This window comes from Nocardia sp. FBN12 (genome assembly GCF_050320175.1).
Lineage (GTDB): Bacteria > Actinomycetota > Actinomycetes > Mycobacteriales > Mycobacteriaceae > Nocardia.
The window spans coordinates 1,199,174-1,213,147 of the sequence record NZ_CP190048.1 but is presented as its reverse complement, the minus strand read 5'-3'; the positions used below and the strand labels follow the sequence as shown (position 1 = coordinate 1,213,147).

Genomic DNA, 13,974 nt, shown 5'->3' with positions numbered 1-13,974 from the left:
GCGCGGATCGTGTCCATCCTCACCAGGGCGGGCGCCCCGATCGCGGCCGGCGATCTGGCCGTGGCGGTGGCGGCCCTGTTGCACGGCGCCACCGCCCCGGCTGACTTGTTCGCCGGCACCGTGACGCTCCCCCGCCGGACCTCGGCGCTCTTGTCGCCACCTCGACCCGCCGTACCGAAATCATCGCTCACGCAACGGACTTCACCCACCGCACCCGATTCGGGCACTCGCATTCCACACCGGGTCGGCAGCGTCTCGCCACGCCACTTACTCGGTCCGACGGGGATGGGCACTTCGGGCCTGCGACCGTTCCCGACGCGGCAGCCCGCCACCGCACAGCCCGCCGGATCGGCGAATTCCGGTGGACCACAGGTAATTCCCACCCTCTACTGTCCACCTCCCGAGCGTGACGACCCGGCTCTGGCCGAAGCGGTCAATGCGGGTCTGCTCGCCTGGGCCGCCGAAATCGGGCTCTACGAGGGCCGTCTCGACGAACTCGGCAAGGCCGACTTCGGCCGGCTGATCATGCTCGCCCATCCCGATTGCGACGACCCGGACCTGCTACTGGCCGCCGCGCGCTGCGCGGTAGCGGAATGGTCGGTCGACGACTACTACTGCGAGGAGGACGCCCCTGGTGACACCGCACCCGACGGAACTCCGTCCAGCGCGGCCGCCGAACTCGGGCCACGGCTCGAATTAGCCGCCGCGGCGATGGATCCGGCTCATCTGCCCGCGCAGTACGCGCCCAGGCTCGAACAGGCCATGCAGGCCGACCCGATTCTGCGCGCGTTCCGCACCTCGTTCGCGCACCTGGCGGGGTACGCGAGCCCAGCGCAACTGGCCCGGTTACGCACCGAGATCGCGGGATGGTTCATCGCACTCGGCGCCGAGGCCGGCTGGCGCGCCGCGGACCGGATGCCGCCGGTCTGGGAGTACCTGACCAATCGACAGCCACACAGTTTCCTGCCGTGCATGGCACCGATCGACGTGGTCGGCGGCTACGAACTCACCGCCGCCGACTACGCCGACCCGGCAGTCCGACGGGTGACCACCACCGCCGCGCTGGCCGCCCAGATGGTGAACGACCTGTATTCGATGGCGCGCGAGGATCTTTCGGGCGGCAGGGAGTTCAACCTGCCGACGGTCCTTGCCGCCGAGGAGGGCTGTAGCCGGACCGAGGCTGTGCAGCGAACCGCCCAGATCCACGACGAACTGATGCACCGCTTCGAACGGGAGGCGGCCCCACTCGCCGCCGCGGGCTCACCCCAACTGCGCCGCTTCCTGGCCGGGCTGTGGGCCTGGATGGGCGGCAACCGCGCCTGGCACGCGGGCAGCCGTCGCTACCACGACATCACCCCAGGAGAGGACGACAGATGACCATCGTCAACACCCCCGACCGCTCGGTCCTGCGCACCACCTACCAGCGTTCGGTCGCGGCGTACTGGAACAACAATCCCAACGACGACCGGGTCAACACCGAGCTCGGCAAGGTCGACGGCCTCTACCACCACCACTACGGCATCGGCGAACCCGACTGGTCGGTGCTCGAAGGCCCCGAACAGACCCGCCAGGATCGGATCGTGCGCGAACTGCACCGCCTCGAGACCGCCCAGGCCGACTATCTGCTCGACAATCTCGGCGGCATCACTCCCGACGACCGGCTCATCGACGGTGGCTCGGGCCGCGGCGGCACCAGCTTCATGGCCGCGGACCGCTTCGGCTGCCACGTCGACGGCGTCAGCATCTCCGAGTATCAGGTCGGCTTCGCCAACGAGCAGGCCAAGACCCGCGGCGTGACCGAACGGGTCGGGTTCCACTTCCGCAATATGCTCGACACCGGCTTCGCCGACGAGTCGGCGCGCGCCATCTGGACCAACGAAACCACCATGTACGTAGACCTTTTCGATCTGTACGACGAATTCGCCCGCGTGCTCGAGCCGGGCGGCCGCTATGTGTGCATCACCGGCTGCTCCAACGATGTCACCGGCGGCCGATCCGCCTCGGTCAGCTGGATCGACGCGCACTACGGCTGCATGATCCATCCGCGCAGCGAGTACTTCCGCGCCATGTCCGACAGCGGCCTTGTCCCCACCACGGTCGTCGACCTCACCCCCGACACCATCCCGTACTGGGAACTGCGCACCCATTCCGAGCTCGCCACCGGCGTCGAGCAGCCATTCCTCACCGCCTACCGCGAGGGGAGCTTCCAATACCTGCTGATCGTCGCCGATAAGGTGGCCAGGTGACCGAGAAGCTCGCCGACCCGTCGACCGACCGCGAAACCATGCTTGTCGAGCTGGTCGACGACGCAGGCGCAGCGATCGGAGCGTGCTCGGTGGCCGATGCCCATCGGCCCCCGGGCACGCTCCACCGCGCCTTCTCCGTGCTGCTGTTCGACCGGCGCGGTGACGTCCTGCTCCAGCAGCGCGCCGCGGTGAAAACTCGCTTCCCCCTGCAGTGGGCCAATACCTGCTGTGGACATCCGGCACCCGGTCAGGCGGTCACCGAGGCCGCCGCGATCCGGTTGCGCGAGGAATTCGGAATGGCGGCCGACCTCACCGAGGTGGACACGTTCACCTACCGTGCGGGCGACGACGCGACCGGCCGGGTCGAACACGAATACGACCACGTCTTGATCGGTGCGGTAGGTGACCTGCCGCCCAGGCCGGACCCCGCCGAAATCGGCTCCTGGGCGTGGACCTCCCCCCAGGCCCTGCGTGCCGATATGACGGCGAACCCCGGCAAGTACACGCCATGGCTGGCCGAGGTACTCGAGATCGCCACCCACGCGTACCGCCCCTGACCTCCGCGTCCTTGTGATCTTTCTCCGTTCGGTCCCCATTGAAAGGGCTCGCGATAGATGCGCATATCTATATTTGCCGATGTTTCTGAGTTCCTTGGGGAACTCACAGGCTCACCACAGTCCGCGACCAGGCCACCCGGCCAAGCTGGATATCGAACGGTTCGCACGACGGCGAGTGAGGGTGATAGCGATGGTCGAGGTCGAGATCAACGACGACACGGTGACGGTCAATGTGCTCGGTGGGCATCGCCTACTCGCTCTGCGCCAGCAGGTCGTGATCGACCGTGCCGCGATCACCGAGATCGCCACCGCGGAGGTGGACCTGCGCCCGCCGTGGGTCCGTGCCCCCGGCACCTTCATCCCCGGTGTGATCGCCGCCGGTGTCTACCGTGGCAAGGGACGGAAAGAGTTCTGGGACACCACGTTCGGTGGCAGCGCCGTCCGGATCGATCTGGACGGGCCCGACTTCACCCGGCTGGTCGTCGACGTCGACGATCTCCATGCCGTGCTGAACGCACTGAGCACCCAGGCCGCCGGCGTCTGACCGGCACTCACGAACCGAAGGATTCCAGCAGACCGAGATAGGTCTTCGGCGGCGGCGTCGCGAACTCTCCCCTCCCCGACTTGCGCAGACCCATCGTCAGCAGCGACTGCACGGTCAGCGTCGCCGCCGCGACACCGTCGATCACCGGCACCCCGATCTCGTCACGAATGTGCGCGCACAGCTCGGCCATGCCCGCACAACCCAGTACCACCGCGTCGGACCCGTCCTGCGCGACAGCCGCCCGGCACGCCTCGGTGACGATCTTGCGCGCGTCCGGATCGGTATCGAGCGCGAGCACCGGTATCTCACACGCGTGAATCCCCCGGCAGAACCGTTGCATCCCATAGTGTTCCGCCAGATCCGCAGCCCGCCCGATGGTGCGCCCGAGCGTAGTGACAACACTGAATCCGCGACCGAGATGGCTCGCGGTGCGCATTGCCGCCTCCGCGATCCCGATCACCGGGCCGACCGCGAGTTCGCGCGCCGCGTCCAATCCCGGATCACCGAAGCAGGCGACGACATACCCGTCCACACCGTCGGCTTCTCCCTGCCGGATCGCGGCGAGCAGCCCCGGCACGCTCATCGCCTCGTCGTAATGACTCTCGATCGAGGCGGGCCCGATCTCGGAGGTGACCGCGTCGAGCAGTGTGCCCGGGCCTGCGACGGCCAGCGCACACTGCTCGATCGTGTCGGTCATCGCCCGCGTGGTATTCGGGTTGACGACCCGGATGCGCATCAAGCACCGACCTCCTCGGCCGCTGCCGTGCGCCGGGCACCGGTCAGCAGGTAGTAGAGAACAAAACCCACGCCGCACCCGATGAACCAGCTGTACTTGGCGGCGGTGTGCATGCCGGGCAGGCTGTTGGCCAGCACCGGGAACACCGCGATCGCGGCGGCGACGGCGGTCGCGATGACCGCGGCCGGGTGATAGCCCTTCGTGTAGTAATAGGTTCCCTGCTCCGACATCGTGAACAGATCGTCGACGACCACCTTCTGCTTACGCACCAGGTAGTAATCGCAGATCAGCACCCCGAACAACGGTCCGATAAAGGCGCCGAGCACCTCGAGGGTGTAGTGGATCACGTCGGGATTGTTGTACAGATTCCATGGCGTGATCAGCACCGAACCGACCGCCGCGATCATGCCGCCCGCCCGCCAGCTGATCCGCTGCGGACTCACGTTCGAGAAATCGAAAGCCGGCGAGATGAAGTTGGCGACGATATTGATGCCGATGGTGGCGATGGTGAAGGTGAGTGCGCCGAGCACGATCGCGAACGTGGAATCGATCTTGGCGACGGTGGCGACCGGATCGGTGATGAGTTCGCCATACACCGGCAAGGTCAGCGAGGCCGTGACCACGACCAGCACCGAGAAGACCAGGAAGTTCACCGGAAGTCCGAGGAAGTTCCCTTTCTTCACCGCGGCGAAACTCTTGCCGTAGCGGGAGAAGTCACCGAAATTGAGCATCGGGCCCGAGAAATACGACACCACGAGCGCGATCGCGCCGAGCATGACCGGCACCGAAGCCCAGCCGGTGTATCGCACATCGCCCAGTTTCAGGTCGATGGCACTCCACCCGGCCTTCGCGATGAGATAGCCGCACAGCACGAACATGACCACATAAACAGCGGGACCGCAGAAGTCGATGAACTTGCGGATCGATTCCATGCCGCGCCAGAACACACACGCCTGCAGCACCCACAACAGCAAGAAGCTGCCCCAGCCGAGCGCCGAGAGTCCCAAGAACCCGTAATCGGCGGTGACGGCATAGGGCGCCAGTCCCGGAAACAGTTTCACCAGAACGACATCCAGTGCCGCCGAGGCGAGAAACGTCTGAATGCCGTACCAGGCCACCGCGATCAAACCGCGGATGATCGCCGGAATGTTCGCGCCGAGCACGCCGAACGCGCTGCGGCAGATCACCGGATAGGGCACCCCGGTGATCTGACTCGGTTTCGCCACCAGATTGCAGAAAAAATACACGATAGTGATGCCGATGAGTAGTGCGACGAGCACCTGCCAGCTGGCCAGTCCGAGCGCGAAAAGGCTTCCCGCCGTGACATATCCGCCGACGCTGTGCACGTCCGACATCCAGAAGGCGAAGATATTGTAAGTGCCCCAACTCTGCTTGCGCAGCGGTGCCAAGTCCTCATTCGTGAGCCGCGGATCATAGGTGGGTGGTTCACCGGCGGGAACCGCCGAGGACGTAAGGGTGTCGGTCATGATCGTTCCCGTCCGAAGGGGTACATCTGCTGAACTGACGGTAAGTATCAGCGGTTGCCCAGCGGTTTCCCGGGAATTTCACCCCTATTGCACCGAAGATATATCTTCCGGCGCGAGCAGTCCGGTATCGGTCGGCAGGGTGGCGACCACCGTTTCCAACCTGCGGTGGTGCTCTTCGGCGGTCACGAGCAGGCGGTCGACATCGCGGGCGAGAAACGCGTCGAGCATGGCGATGTGGTCGATGTGCAGGCGCTCGCGGTCGAGCCGGTCGATATGAACCATCGACTGCACCGGTTCGGTGACATTCCACGCGGATTCGAGCATGTGTAGCAGCCGGAACATCCTCGACGGCCTGGTCAGCGCCACATGGAAGCTGCGGGACTGGCGCTGGTAGGCCTCGGGGTCGTCGTCGAGGATGGCGCGTTCGAGTAAGTCGTTCACCGCGAGCAGGTGCGCGCGTTCGGCCTCGTCGGCGTGTGTCGCGGCCGCGGCGAGCGAGGCCGTCTCCAAAGTGTCACGCACGATGTACATTTCGCGCAGTTCACGGGCCGTGAGCTGGGCCACCTGGTAGCCGCGCTGCTGGCGGTGGGTGACCAGGCCCTCCCCGATCAGCGTTTTGAGCGCCTCGCGGACGGGGATGTGACTCACGCCGAACAGCTCGGCGACTTCCCGCAGCGGGATCACGGTGCACGGCGGTACGGCACCGTCGAGGATCACCCGGCGCAGTTCGCCCAGAATCACCTGCGGTCGGCCTGGCTCATCGACCACAAGCCCTGCGAGCAGCGCCGATCGTCGTCTCGGGGGCATACACACATGCTATGGACGGTTTATTGCGCGCGGACTGTTCGATGTGACAGTTAGGAAACGATCACCGTACCGACCGGTCCCCAGTGCGTGATGGCATGCTCGAACGATGGGAGTTTCGACAGCGCAGTCGGTGGATCGCCGTTTCGTCCGCTTGGTCACCGTGTTCGACCACCTGTTCCGCAAGCCCTCGCACGGCGGTGGCGCCCTGTGCGTGTACCTGCACGGCGAACCGGTGGTCGATGTGTGGGCCGGATACGCGAGTCCGGGTGTGCCGTGGACAGCCGATTCGGTGGCATTGGGCTTCTCCACCGGAAAAGGCGTGGCCTCCACGGTGATTCACCAGTTGGCCGATCGTGGGCAACTCGACTACGACAGCCCGGTCGCCGAGTACTGGCCGGAGTTCGCCGCGGCGGGCAAGGCCGGCATCACCGTGCGCGATGTGCTCACCCACCGCGCCGGCCTGCACCGGCTGCGCGGTCTGCTGCCCGGCCCGATCGAGAGTTTCCTCGACGACAAGGCCGTCACCGCCGCGCTGGCCGCGGCCACACCCGACCCCCGGCACCTGATCACCAGCGGCTATCACGGAATCAGCTACGGGCACTTGGCCGCCGAGATCGTGCAGCGGGTCACCGGCCGCGAGTTCGTCGATGTCGTGCGCACCGAACTCGCCGAACCCCTTGCTGCCGAGGAACTCTGGTTCCGGGTACCGCACGACCAGCGCCATCGCATCGCCGCCACCTTCCCGCGTCTGCGGGCCGCGGGCATGAACTGGGACACCGGCTCCGATCTGCTGACCCGCACCCGCTTCGCCGCCGCCGCGGAGACCACTCCGCGCGGTTTCGCCGAGCTGATCGTCGATGAGCGCGTGCACGATTCGGTGATGCCCGGCGTGAACGGCGTCTTCTCCGCCCGCGCTCTCGCCCGTGTCTATGCCGCCCTGGCCAATGGCGGCGAACTCGGCGGCACCCGCATCCTCTCCCCTGACTCGATCCCCCGCTTCGCCACCCGCCAGGTCTTCACCCCCGACTATGTCCTGGCATTTCGCATCCCCTGGGCCATGGGCTTCCATGGCGTCCCGATGAAGCCGTCCAAGGCCGACCCGATCTCCGCCTTCGGCCACTTCGGTCTCGGCGGCTCGGGCGCCTTCGCCGATCCCGAGACCGGCCTCTCCCTCGCCTTCGTCACCAATCGGCTCGGCGGCAAACTCACCCCGCTCGGCGACGCTCGCCTCACCCGTCTCGGCACCATCGCCCACAACATCGCGAAGGCGTCGCCACTGTCATGAGCTACTCGCTGGGCGGTTGATCACTGCACAATATGGACGCAACACCTGGATACCCGACTCGCGATGCCGAACCTGGCACTATGTGGCCGATGGAGACCGTGGGACTGGAGCGGATCGAGGCGGCTGCGCGACTGCTGGCGCCGGTGATTCGGCGGACGCCGATCGTGGGGTCGCGGGTGTTGTCGGAGCGGGCGGGCACACAGGTGCAGCTCAAATGCGAGAACTTGCAGCGAACCGGGTCGTTCAAGCCGCGCGGGGCCTATAACCGGATCGCGAATCTACCCGCGGCGGATCGGGCGCGGGGTGTGGTGGCGGCCAGCGCCGGTAATCACGCGCAGGGGGTGGCGTGGGCGGCAAGTGAGCTCGGGATCGCTTCGACGGTGTTCATGCCGGTCGGCGAGTCGCTGCCGAAACTGGTCGCTACGCGCGCCTACGGTGCCGACGTGCATCTGGTGGGTGACACGATCGACGAATCCTTGGTCGCCGCACAGGAATTCGCCGAACGGACCGGCGCGACGCTGATCCATCCGTTCGACCATCCCGATATCGTCGCCGGTCAGGCGACGGTCGCGCTGGAGATCCTCGAACAGGTTCCCGGGGTGGGCACGGTCGTCGTGCCGACCGGTGGCGGTGGGCTGCTCGCGGGTGTCGCGGTGGCATTGCACGCGTTGGCACCGCATGTCCGGGTGATCGGCGTGCAGGCGGCTGAGGCCGCGGCGTGGCCGGATTCGCTGGCGGCGGGCAGACCGGTGAGGGTGCCGCGGATGTCGACGATGGCCGACGGGATCGCGGTCGGGTTGCCCGGCGCGGTGCCATTCGCCCACGTCGCCGAGCTGGTGTCCGAGATCGTCACCGTCGACGAGGACGCCCTGTCGAAGGCCCTGTTGCTCTGCCTCGAACGGGCCAAACTCGTCGTCGAGCCCGCGGGTGCGGCGGGCGTCGCGGCCCTGCTCACCTCCGCTCTGCCGGAGCTGCCCGGCCCGGTGGTGACCATCTTGTCGGGCGGAAATATCGACCCGCTGCTACTCACCCGCGTGATCGGCCACGGGCTCAGCGCCGCGGGCCGCTACCTGGCCATGCACGTCACGATCGACGACCGTCCGGGCGCCCTGTCGGCGCTGCTGGCCGTGGTCGGGCGCGCGGGCGCGAGCGTGGTCGACGTCGTGCACTCACGGACGGGCCCGTGGCTGGCGGTCGACGAGGTCGAGGTGTCGCTCACCGTGGAAACCCGCGGCTCCGCGCACCGCGACGACGTCCTGGACGCACTGCGTGAGGCGGGTTTCCGCGTCCACGCCGAACTCTAGAAACCCGCGCACCCGAGGTTCACCACGTCAGTGCGCCATTTTGAGCCCGACCACACCGGCCACGATCATCACCAGGAACACGGCCTTCACGACCGAGAAGGCTTCCGCGCCGGTGACCATGGCGTAGACGACGGTCAGGACGGCGCCGATGCCCACCCAGACCGCGTACGCGGTGCCGACCGGGAGATCGCGCATCGCGAGCGCCAGTCCGGTCATGCTGGCCGCCAGGGCTACGCCGAACACCACGGTCGGGACGAGTCGGCTGAAGCCTTCGGTCCGACCGAGCGCGGTGGCCCACACTGCTTCCAGCACACCGGAGATGACGAGCAGAATCCATGACATGACGAGCCTCCTGTGGCCGTCTTGTCGCGTTCCGGGTACGGCTACCCTCGTCCGGGAGCCCCGTTCGGGCTCACTTCCAAATTGTCACAGTGGCAACTGGTTGGCAAGCAGGTGGTGGGTGAAGTCACCACGTGGCCGATCAGCTCAACCAGGCGCGGGCAGCGTCGGCGGTCTTGCGGACTTCGCCGAGTTGCTCGGCCACGCGCACACCGGCGGTGCCGCCGCGAGCGTTGCGCGAGGCGATCGATCCCTCGACGGTGAGGACTTCGCGCACACCGGCGGTGAGTGCCGGGTCGACGGCGGCGAATTCGGCGTCGGTCAGTTCGCCGAGGCCGACGCCACGCGCTTCCGCTGCCCGCACACACGCACCGGCCGCCTCGTGGGCAACGCGGAACGGAACACCTTGGCGCACCATCCATTCCGCGATGTCGGTGGCGAGAGTGAAACCGGCGGGGGCCAATTCGGCCATCCGGTCGGTGTGGAAGGTGAGGGTGCCGACCAGGCCCGCGATGGCGGGGAGCAACAGTTCGAGCTGGGCGACCGAGTCGAACAGGGGCTCCTTGTCTTCCTGGAGGTCCCGGTTGTACGCCAGCGGTTGGGCTTTCAGTGTGGCGAGCAGGCCGGTCAGGTTGCCGATCAGACGGCCTGCCTTGCCGCGGGTCAGCTCCGAGACGTCGGGGTTTTTCTTCTGCGGCATGATCGACGAGCCGGTCGACCAGGCGTCGGCCAGGGTGACGTAGCCGAATTCCGGTGTGCTCCAGACGATGACCTCTTCGGCCATCCGGCTGAGGTCGACGCCGATCATGGCCAGTACGAACGCGGCCTCGGCGGCGAAGTCACGCGAGGAGGTGGCGTCGATCGAATTGGCCGCGGACGCATCGAAATTCAGCTCGGCGGCGATCTGCTCGGGGTCAAGGCCCAGCGAGGAACCGGCCAGCGCGCCCGAACCGTACGGTGAGACGGCGGCGCGCTTGTCGAAGTCGCGCAGGCGTTCGAGGTCGCGCAGCAGCGGGTGCGCGTGGGCGAGCAGGTGGTGCGAGAGCAGCACCGGCTGGGCGGCTTGCAGGTGGGTCTTGCCCGGCATCACCGCGTCCGGGTGCGCGGCAGCCTGCGCGACAAGCGCGTCGACCACATCGAGCACACCGGCGGCGACCCGGCGCACACCGTCACGCAGCCACATCCGGAACAGTGTCGCCACCTGGTCGTTACGCGAACGACCGGCCCGCAGCCGCCCGCCGAGCTCGGTCCCGACCCGCTCGATCAGCCCCCGCTCGAGCGCACCGTGCACATCCTCGTCGGACTCGGCGGGACCGTAGGCACCCGACGCGACATCGGCGGCCAGCGCGTCCAGCCCGGCCAGCATGGCGGGCAGATCGTCGTCGGCGAGCAGCCCGGCCTTGTGCAGCACCCGAGCATGCGCCTTGGACGCGCGAATGTCATAGGGCGCCAGCACCCAGTCGAAATGCGTCGACTTACTCAACGCCGCCATCGCCTCGGCGGGCCCGGACGCGAATCGCCCACCCCAGAGCGCACCTTCGTTGGTTCCAACGTGGGTCATCAGTGCCCTCTCTCGGGTTGGCTTATCGAGCGTACGTTTGGTGCTGACTGATCTCGCAAGTACATGGGTAACTCACCGGGTACGGGCTGAAACGCCCCGCCTCTAGAGCTGGCCGCCTTTCCCGACTTTCCCCGCACCTGAGTCCGGCCAAAGTTCGCGGGGAGGCGGGCGAGCAACTCACCGGGCACGCCCAGGACATCCGTACATCCAAAGGAGTGCCCGGCAAGTCACGCAACCACCACCCCACGACCGGCAAAAGTCGCGGAGAGGCGGAACAGTTAGCTCAGGTCGCGGCGGGCGGCGACCTTGGAGGACAGGCCGTGGATCTGGACGAAGCCCTTGGCCAGGGACTGGTCGAAGGTGTCGCCCTCGTCGTAGGTGGCGAGGTTGAAGTCGTAGAGCGACTGGTCCGAGCGCCGGCCGTTGACCACCGCGGAACCGCCGTGCAGCACCATCCGGATCTCGCCGGTCACGGTCTGCTGGGTGTCGGAGATGAACGCGTCGAGCGCGCGCTTGAGCGGGGAGTACCACAGGCCGTCGTAGGCCAGCTCGCCCCAGCGCTGCTCGACCTGCCGCTTGTAGCGGGCCAGTTCACGCTCGACGGTGACGGCTTCGAGGGCCTGGTGCGCGGTGATCAGCGCGATGGCGCCCGGTGCCTCGTAGATCTCGCGGCTCTTGATGCCGACCAGACGGTCCTCGACCATGTCGAGGCGGCCGACACCCTGCCGACCGGCGCGGGTGTTCATCTCCTCGATGGCCTGCAGCACGGAGACGGGCCTGCCGTCGATGGCGACCGGCACACCCTTCTCGAAGGTGATGATGACTTCGTCGGGCGCCTCGAAGTTCACCGTCGGGTCGGCGGTGTAGTCGTAGACGTCCTTGGTCGGCGCGTTCCACAGGTCCTCGAGGAACCCGGTCTCGACCGCGCGGCCCCACACGTTCTGGTCGATGGAGAACGGCGACTTCTTGGTGACGTTGATCGGGAGCTTGTTCTCCTCGGCGAACGCGATGGCCTTCTCGCGGGTCCAGGCGTAGTCGCGGACCGGGGCGATGACCTCGAGGTCGGGCGCGAGCGCGCCGATGCCGACCTCGAAGCGGACCTGGTCGTTACCCTTGCCGGTGCAGCCGTGCGAGACGGTGGTGGCGTTGTGGAACTTCGCGGCCTCGACGAGGTGCTTGACGATCAGCGGGCGGCTGATGGCCGAGACGAGCGGGTACTGGCCCTGGTACATGGCGTTGGCCTGGATGGTGGGCAGGCAGTACTCGTCGGCGAACTCGTCGCGCGCGTCGACCACGATGGCCTCCACGGCGCCGCAGTCGAGGGCGCGCTGTCGGATCGCACTCATGTCCTCGCCGCCCTGGCCCAGGTCGATGGCCACGGCCACCACCTCGGAACCGGTCTCCTTCGCGATCCAGCTGATGGCGACGGAGGTGTCAAGCCCACCGGAGTAGGCGAGTACGACGCGATCGGACATGTTTGTTGTGCTCCTCGAAGTGGGGTCTTCCTTCGGCTCACGCCGTTGCTACAAATGATTATGCATGATGATGCAATCTCATTCATAACCGGGGGTGCGGGCTCGGACCGGCAACGACCGAAATGGTTGATTACCTGGGACGATACCGGTTTGCGCCTTGGCGAGTACCCTCAGCTGTGAGACGCTGGTCACAGTAGATAGCCATTGGGTCGGGACCGAAGGAGCCATCATGCAGTCGCTACGTGATTTCGCCGAGGCCAACTACGACCTGATCGGCACGGTCGTCATCGGACTCGGGAACCTGGGCCTGACGGTGGCCAAGGCAGTCATCGATCTCGGCACTCCCCTGCTCCAGGGATTCTTCGCCTGACTCATCTCGATCGAAGGAGCACACCATGGATGAAGCCTTGCAGCTACTCTCCGACAATTACGAGGCCATCGCCGGTCTCGGGCTCTATGTCTTGCAAACGGGATTCGAGATCACCGCCCCACTGACCTTGCTGATCCTGAACTTCCTCAACTCCTGATCCCTCGCGTGTGGCACGCTGGGAGAGCACTATTCGGCTCGCCGCACGGGAGGACGAACAAGATGCTCCACTACATCGCCCAGGAATTCTCGACGCTGGGCAACGGTGTTCTCGATGTCGGCAGGGCCGTCGTCGAACTGGTCCAGGACATCATCGACATCGCCACGCCGAACAACGGCGGCGGCGCAGGTGGCGGGCAGTACCCGTTCAACTGAGCCCGACTTCGGCGCGGGTTGCCGCCGATGACCGAGGGCCGCCACTAGTGTGCGGAACATGACCGACGATGTGCGGCTCGAGGCAGGCTCCGCGGCGCTCACGATCGCCCCTGACGACGGCGGCGCGATCCACAGTCTCACCGTCGACGGCACCGAACTGCTCCGGCAGGACCCCGGCACCGGCTGTTTCGTGATGGCGCCGTGGGCCGGTCGGCTCGGCAAAGGTGAACTGACCGTCGGTGACCGGACCTATCAGCTGCCGATCAACAATCCCCCGCACAGCATCCACGGCACCGCCCGTGACGGCGCGTGGGACGTGGTCGCGGCGTCGCCGTCCGAGGCGACGATCCGGCATCGCCTCGGTGACCCGTGGCCGTTCGCGGGCACCGTCACCCAGACGTTCACCCTCACCGACACCGGCCTCGTCCTCGCGATGCGCATCGCCACCGATCACTACGCCTTCCCCGCCCAAGGTGGTTGGCACCCGTGGTTCCTGCGCGAGATCCCGCCCGCGACGGGACCGGTTCGACTCGACTTCGACCCGGCGTGGCAGTGCGAACGCGGCGACGACTATCTGCCGACCGGCCGCCGGATCGCGCCGACCCCACCCCCGTGGGATGACTGCTTCGGCATGCCCAACGGCGTCCTCGCCCGCCTGACCTGGCCTGGTTTCCTCGAATTCACGATCACCAGCGCCGTCCACGATGTCGTCGTCTGGACGCTGCCCGAGGAATCACTGTCGGTGGAAGCGCAATCCGGCCCACCCAACGGACTGAACACCGAACCCCGAATGGTCACCCCGGACTCGCCACTCGACGTCCGCGTCGACTGGACGTGGCAGCGGTTGTCCCAGGACCGAACACAGTCGAAGCCTGAGTAGCCCCGCACCGC

Annotated in this window: 16 protein-coding genes and 1 riboswitch; of the genes, 10 read left to right on the top strand and 6 right to left on the bottom strand. The window is 66.9% G+C overall.

Annotation, left to right across the window (positions count from 1 at the left end):
- Nucleotides 1–9: 9 nt before the first annotated feature.
- The 4 genes from ACQHI0_RS06090 (at nucleotide 10) to ACQHI0_RS06075 (ending at nucleotide 3,347) form a co-directional block, all read left to right on the top strand.
- Nucleotides 10–1,377, top strand: a complete 1,368-nt coding sequence (locus ACQHI0_RS06090; protein WP_427906939.1) for a family 2 encapsulin nanocompartment cargo protein terpene cyclase — start codon at nucleotides 10–12, stop codon at nucleotides 1,375–1,377.
- Nucleotides 1,374–2,246 carry a geranyl diphosphate 2-C-methyltransferase gene (locus ACQHI0_RS06085; protein ID WP_427906938.1) on the top strand — a complete coding sequence of 291 codons (873 nt, stop codon included), beginning with the start codon at nucleotides 1,374–1,376 and terminating at the stop codon, nucleotides 2,244–2,246. The genes ACQHI0_RS06090 and ACQHI0_RS06085 overlap by 4 nt, the downstream gene beginning before the upstream one ends.
- The gene (idi, locus tag ACQHI0_RS06080; protein ID WP_427906937.1) at nucleotides 2,243–2,803 is read left to right on the top strand and encodes an isopentenyl-diphosphate Delta-isomerase; all 561 of its coding nucleotides are present in this window, start codon (nucleotides 2,243–2,245) and stop codon (nucleotides 2,801–2,803) included. The genes ACQHI0_RS06085 and idi overlap by 4 nt, the downstream gene beginning before the upstream one ends.
- Nucleotides 2,804–2,993: 190 nt before the next feature.
- Complete coding sequence (locus ACQHI0_RS06075; protein WP_427906936.1) at nucleotides 2,994–3,347, top strand: hypothetical protein; 354 nt, start codon at nucleotides 2,994–2,996, stop codon at nucleotides 3,345–3,347.
- A 7-nt stretch (nucleotides 3,348–3,354) separates the two neighbouring features.
- Here ACQHI0_RS06075 and ACQHI0_RS06070 read toward each other — a convergent pair whose 3' ends face one another.
- The 3 genes from ACQHI0_RS06070 to ACQHI0_RS06060 form a co-directional block, all read right to left on the bottom strand.
- Nucleotides 3,355–4,083: an aspartate/glutamate racemase family protein gene (locus ACQHI0_RS06070; protein WP_427906935.1), complete on the bottom strand. Its 729-nt coding sequence runs from the start codon at nucleotides 4,081–4,083 to the stop codon at nucleotides 3,355–3,357.
- Complete coding sequence (locus ACQHI0_RS06065; RefSeq protein WP_427906934.1) at nucleotides 4,083–5,570, bottom strand: NCS1 family nucleobase:cation symporter-1; 1,488 nt, start codon at nucleotides 5,568–5,570, stop codon at nucleotides 4,083–4,085. Before ACQHI0_RS06065 ends, ACQHI0_RS06070 begins: the two co-directional genes overlap by 1 nt.
- 84 nt (nucleotides 5,571–5,654) lie before the next feature.
- Nucleotides 5,655–6,377 (bottom strand): GntR family transcriptional regulator, encoded by a 723-nt coding sequence (locus tag ACQHI0_RS06060; protein ID WP_427906933.1) that lies wholly within the window; start codon nucleotides 6,375–6,377, stop codon nucleotides 5,655–5,657.
- A 106-nt stretch (nucleotides 6,378–6,483) separates the two neighbouring features.
- Between ACQHI0_RS06060 and ACQHI0_RS06055 the strand changes: the two genes are divergently transcribed.
- Nucleotides 6,484–7,662, top strand: a complete 1,179-nt coding sequence (locus ACQHI0_RS06055; protein ID WP_427906932.1) for a serine hydrolase domain-containing protein — start codon at nucleotides 6,484–6,486, stop codon at nucleotides 7,660–7,662.
- A gap of 80 nt (nucleotides 7,663–7,742) precedes the next feature.
- Nucleotides 7,743–8,966: a threonine ammonia-lyase gene (gene ilvA, locus ACQHI0_RS06050; RefSeq protein WP_427909094.1), complete on the top strand. Its 1,224-nt coding sequence runs from the start codon at nucleotides 7,743–7,745 to the stop codon at nucleotides 8,964–8,966.
- Between the two features lie 27 nt (nucleotides 8,967–8,993).
- On the opposite strand, the gene ACQHI0_RS06045 is transcribed toward ilvA, so the two are convergent.
- The 3 genes from ACQHI0_RS06045 to ACQHI0_RS06035 all read right to left on the bottom strand — a co-directional run bounded on the left by ACQHI0_RS06045 (nucleotide 8,994) and on the right by ACQHI0_RS06035 (nucleotide 12,341).
- Nucleotides 8,994–9,308 (bottom strand): DMT family transporter, encoded by a 315-nt coding sequence (locus ACQHI0_RS06045; RefSeq protein WP_427906931.1) that lies wholly within the window; start codon nucleotides 9,306–9,308, stop codon nucleotides 8,994–8,996.
- A gap of 10 nt (nucleotides 9,309–9,318) precedes the next feature.
- Nucleotides 9,319–9,383, bottom strand: a riboswitch (guanidine-III (ykkC-III) riboswitch).
- Nucleotides 9,384–9,447: 64 nt separating this feature from the next.
- On the bottom strand, nucleotides 9,448–10,866 hold the full coding sequence (gene argH, locus ACQHI0_RS06040) for an argininosuccinate lyase (protein WP_427906930.1): 1,419 nt from the start codon (nucleotides 10,864–10,866) through the stop codon (nucleotides 9,448–9,450).
- A gap of 278 nt (nucleotides 10,867–11,144) precedes the next feature.
- On the bottom strand, nucleotides 11,145–12,341 hold the full coding sequence (locus tag ACQHI0_RS06035) for an argininosuccinate synthase (RefSeq protein ID WP_427906929.1): 1,197 nt from the start codon (nucleotides 12,339–12,341) through the stop codon (nucleotides 11,145–11,147).
- Between the two features lie 229 nt (nucleotides 12,342–12,570).
- Here ACQHI0_RS06035 and ACQHI0_RS06030 point away from each other — a divergent pair, with 229 nt between their 5' ends.
- From ACQHI0_RS06030 to ACQHI0_RS06015, 4 genes are all read left to right on the top strand, one after another.
- The gene (locus ACQHI0_RS06030) at nucleotides 12,571–12,711 is read left to right on the top strand and encodes a hypothetical protein (RefSeq protein WP_165610251.1); all 141 of its coding nucleotides are present in this window, start codon (nucleotides 12,571–12,573) and stop codon (nucleotides 12,709–12,711) included.
- A gap of 25 nt (nucleotides 12,712–12,736) precedes the next feature.
- Entirely contained in the window at nucleotides 12,737–12,868 is a 132-nt protein-coding gene (locus ACQHI0_RS06025) for a hypothetical protein (protein WP_427906928.1), read from the top strand.
- 62 nt (nucleotides 12,869–12,930) lie between these two features.
- Nucleotides 12,931–13,083, top strand: coding sequence for a hypothetical protein (locus ACQHI0_RS06020; protein ID WP_427906927.1), 153 nt, complete (start codon nucleotides 12,931–12,933; stop codon nucleotides 13,081–13,083).
- Nucleotides 13,084–13,141: 58 nt separating this feature from the next.
- Nucleotides 13,142–13,963, top strand: coding sequence for an aldose 1-epimerase (locus tag ACQHI0_RS06015; RefSeq protein ID WP_427906926.1), 822 nt, complete (start codon nucleotides 13,142–13,144; stop codon nucleotides 13,961–13,963).
- The last annotated feature ends 11 nt before the right edge of the window (nucleotides 13,964–13,974 follow it).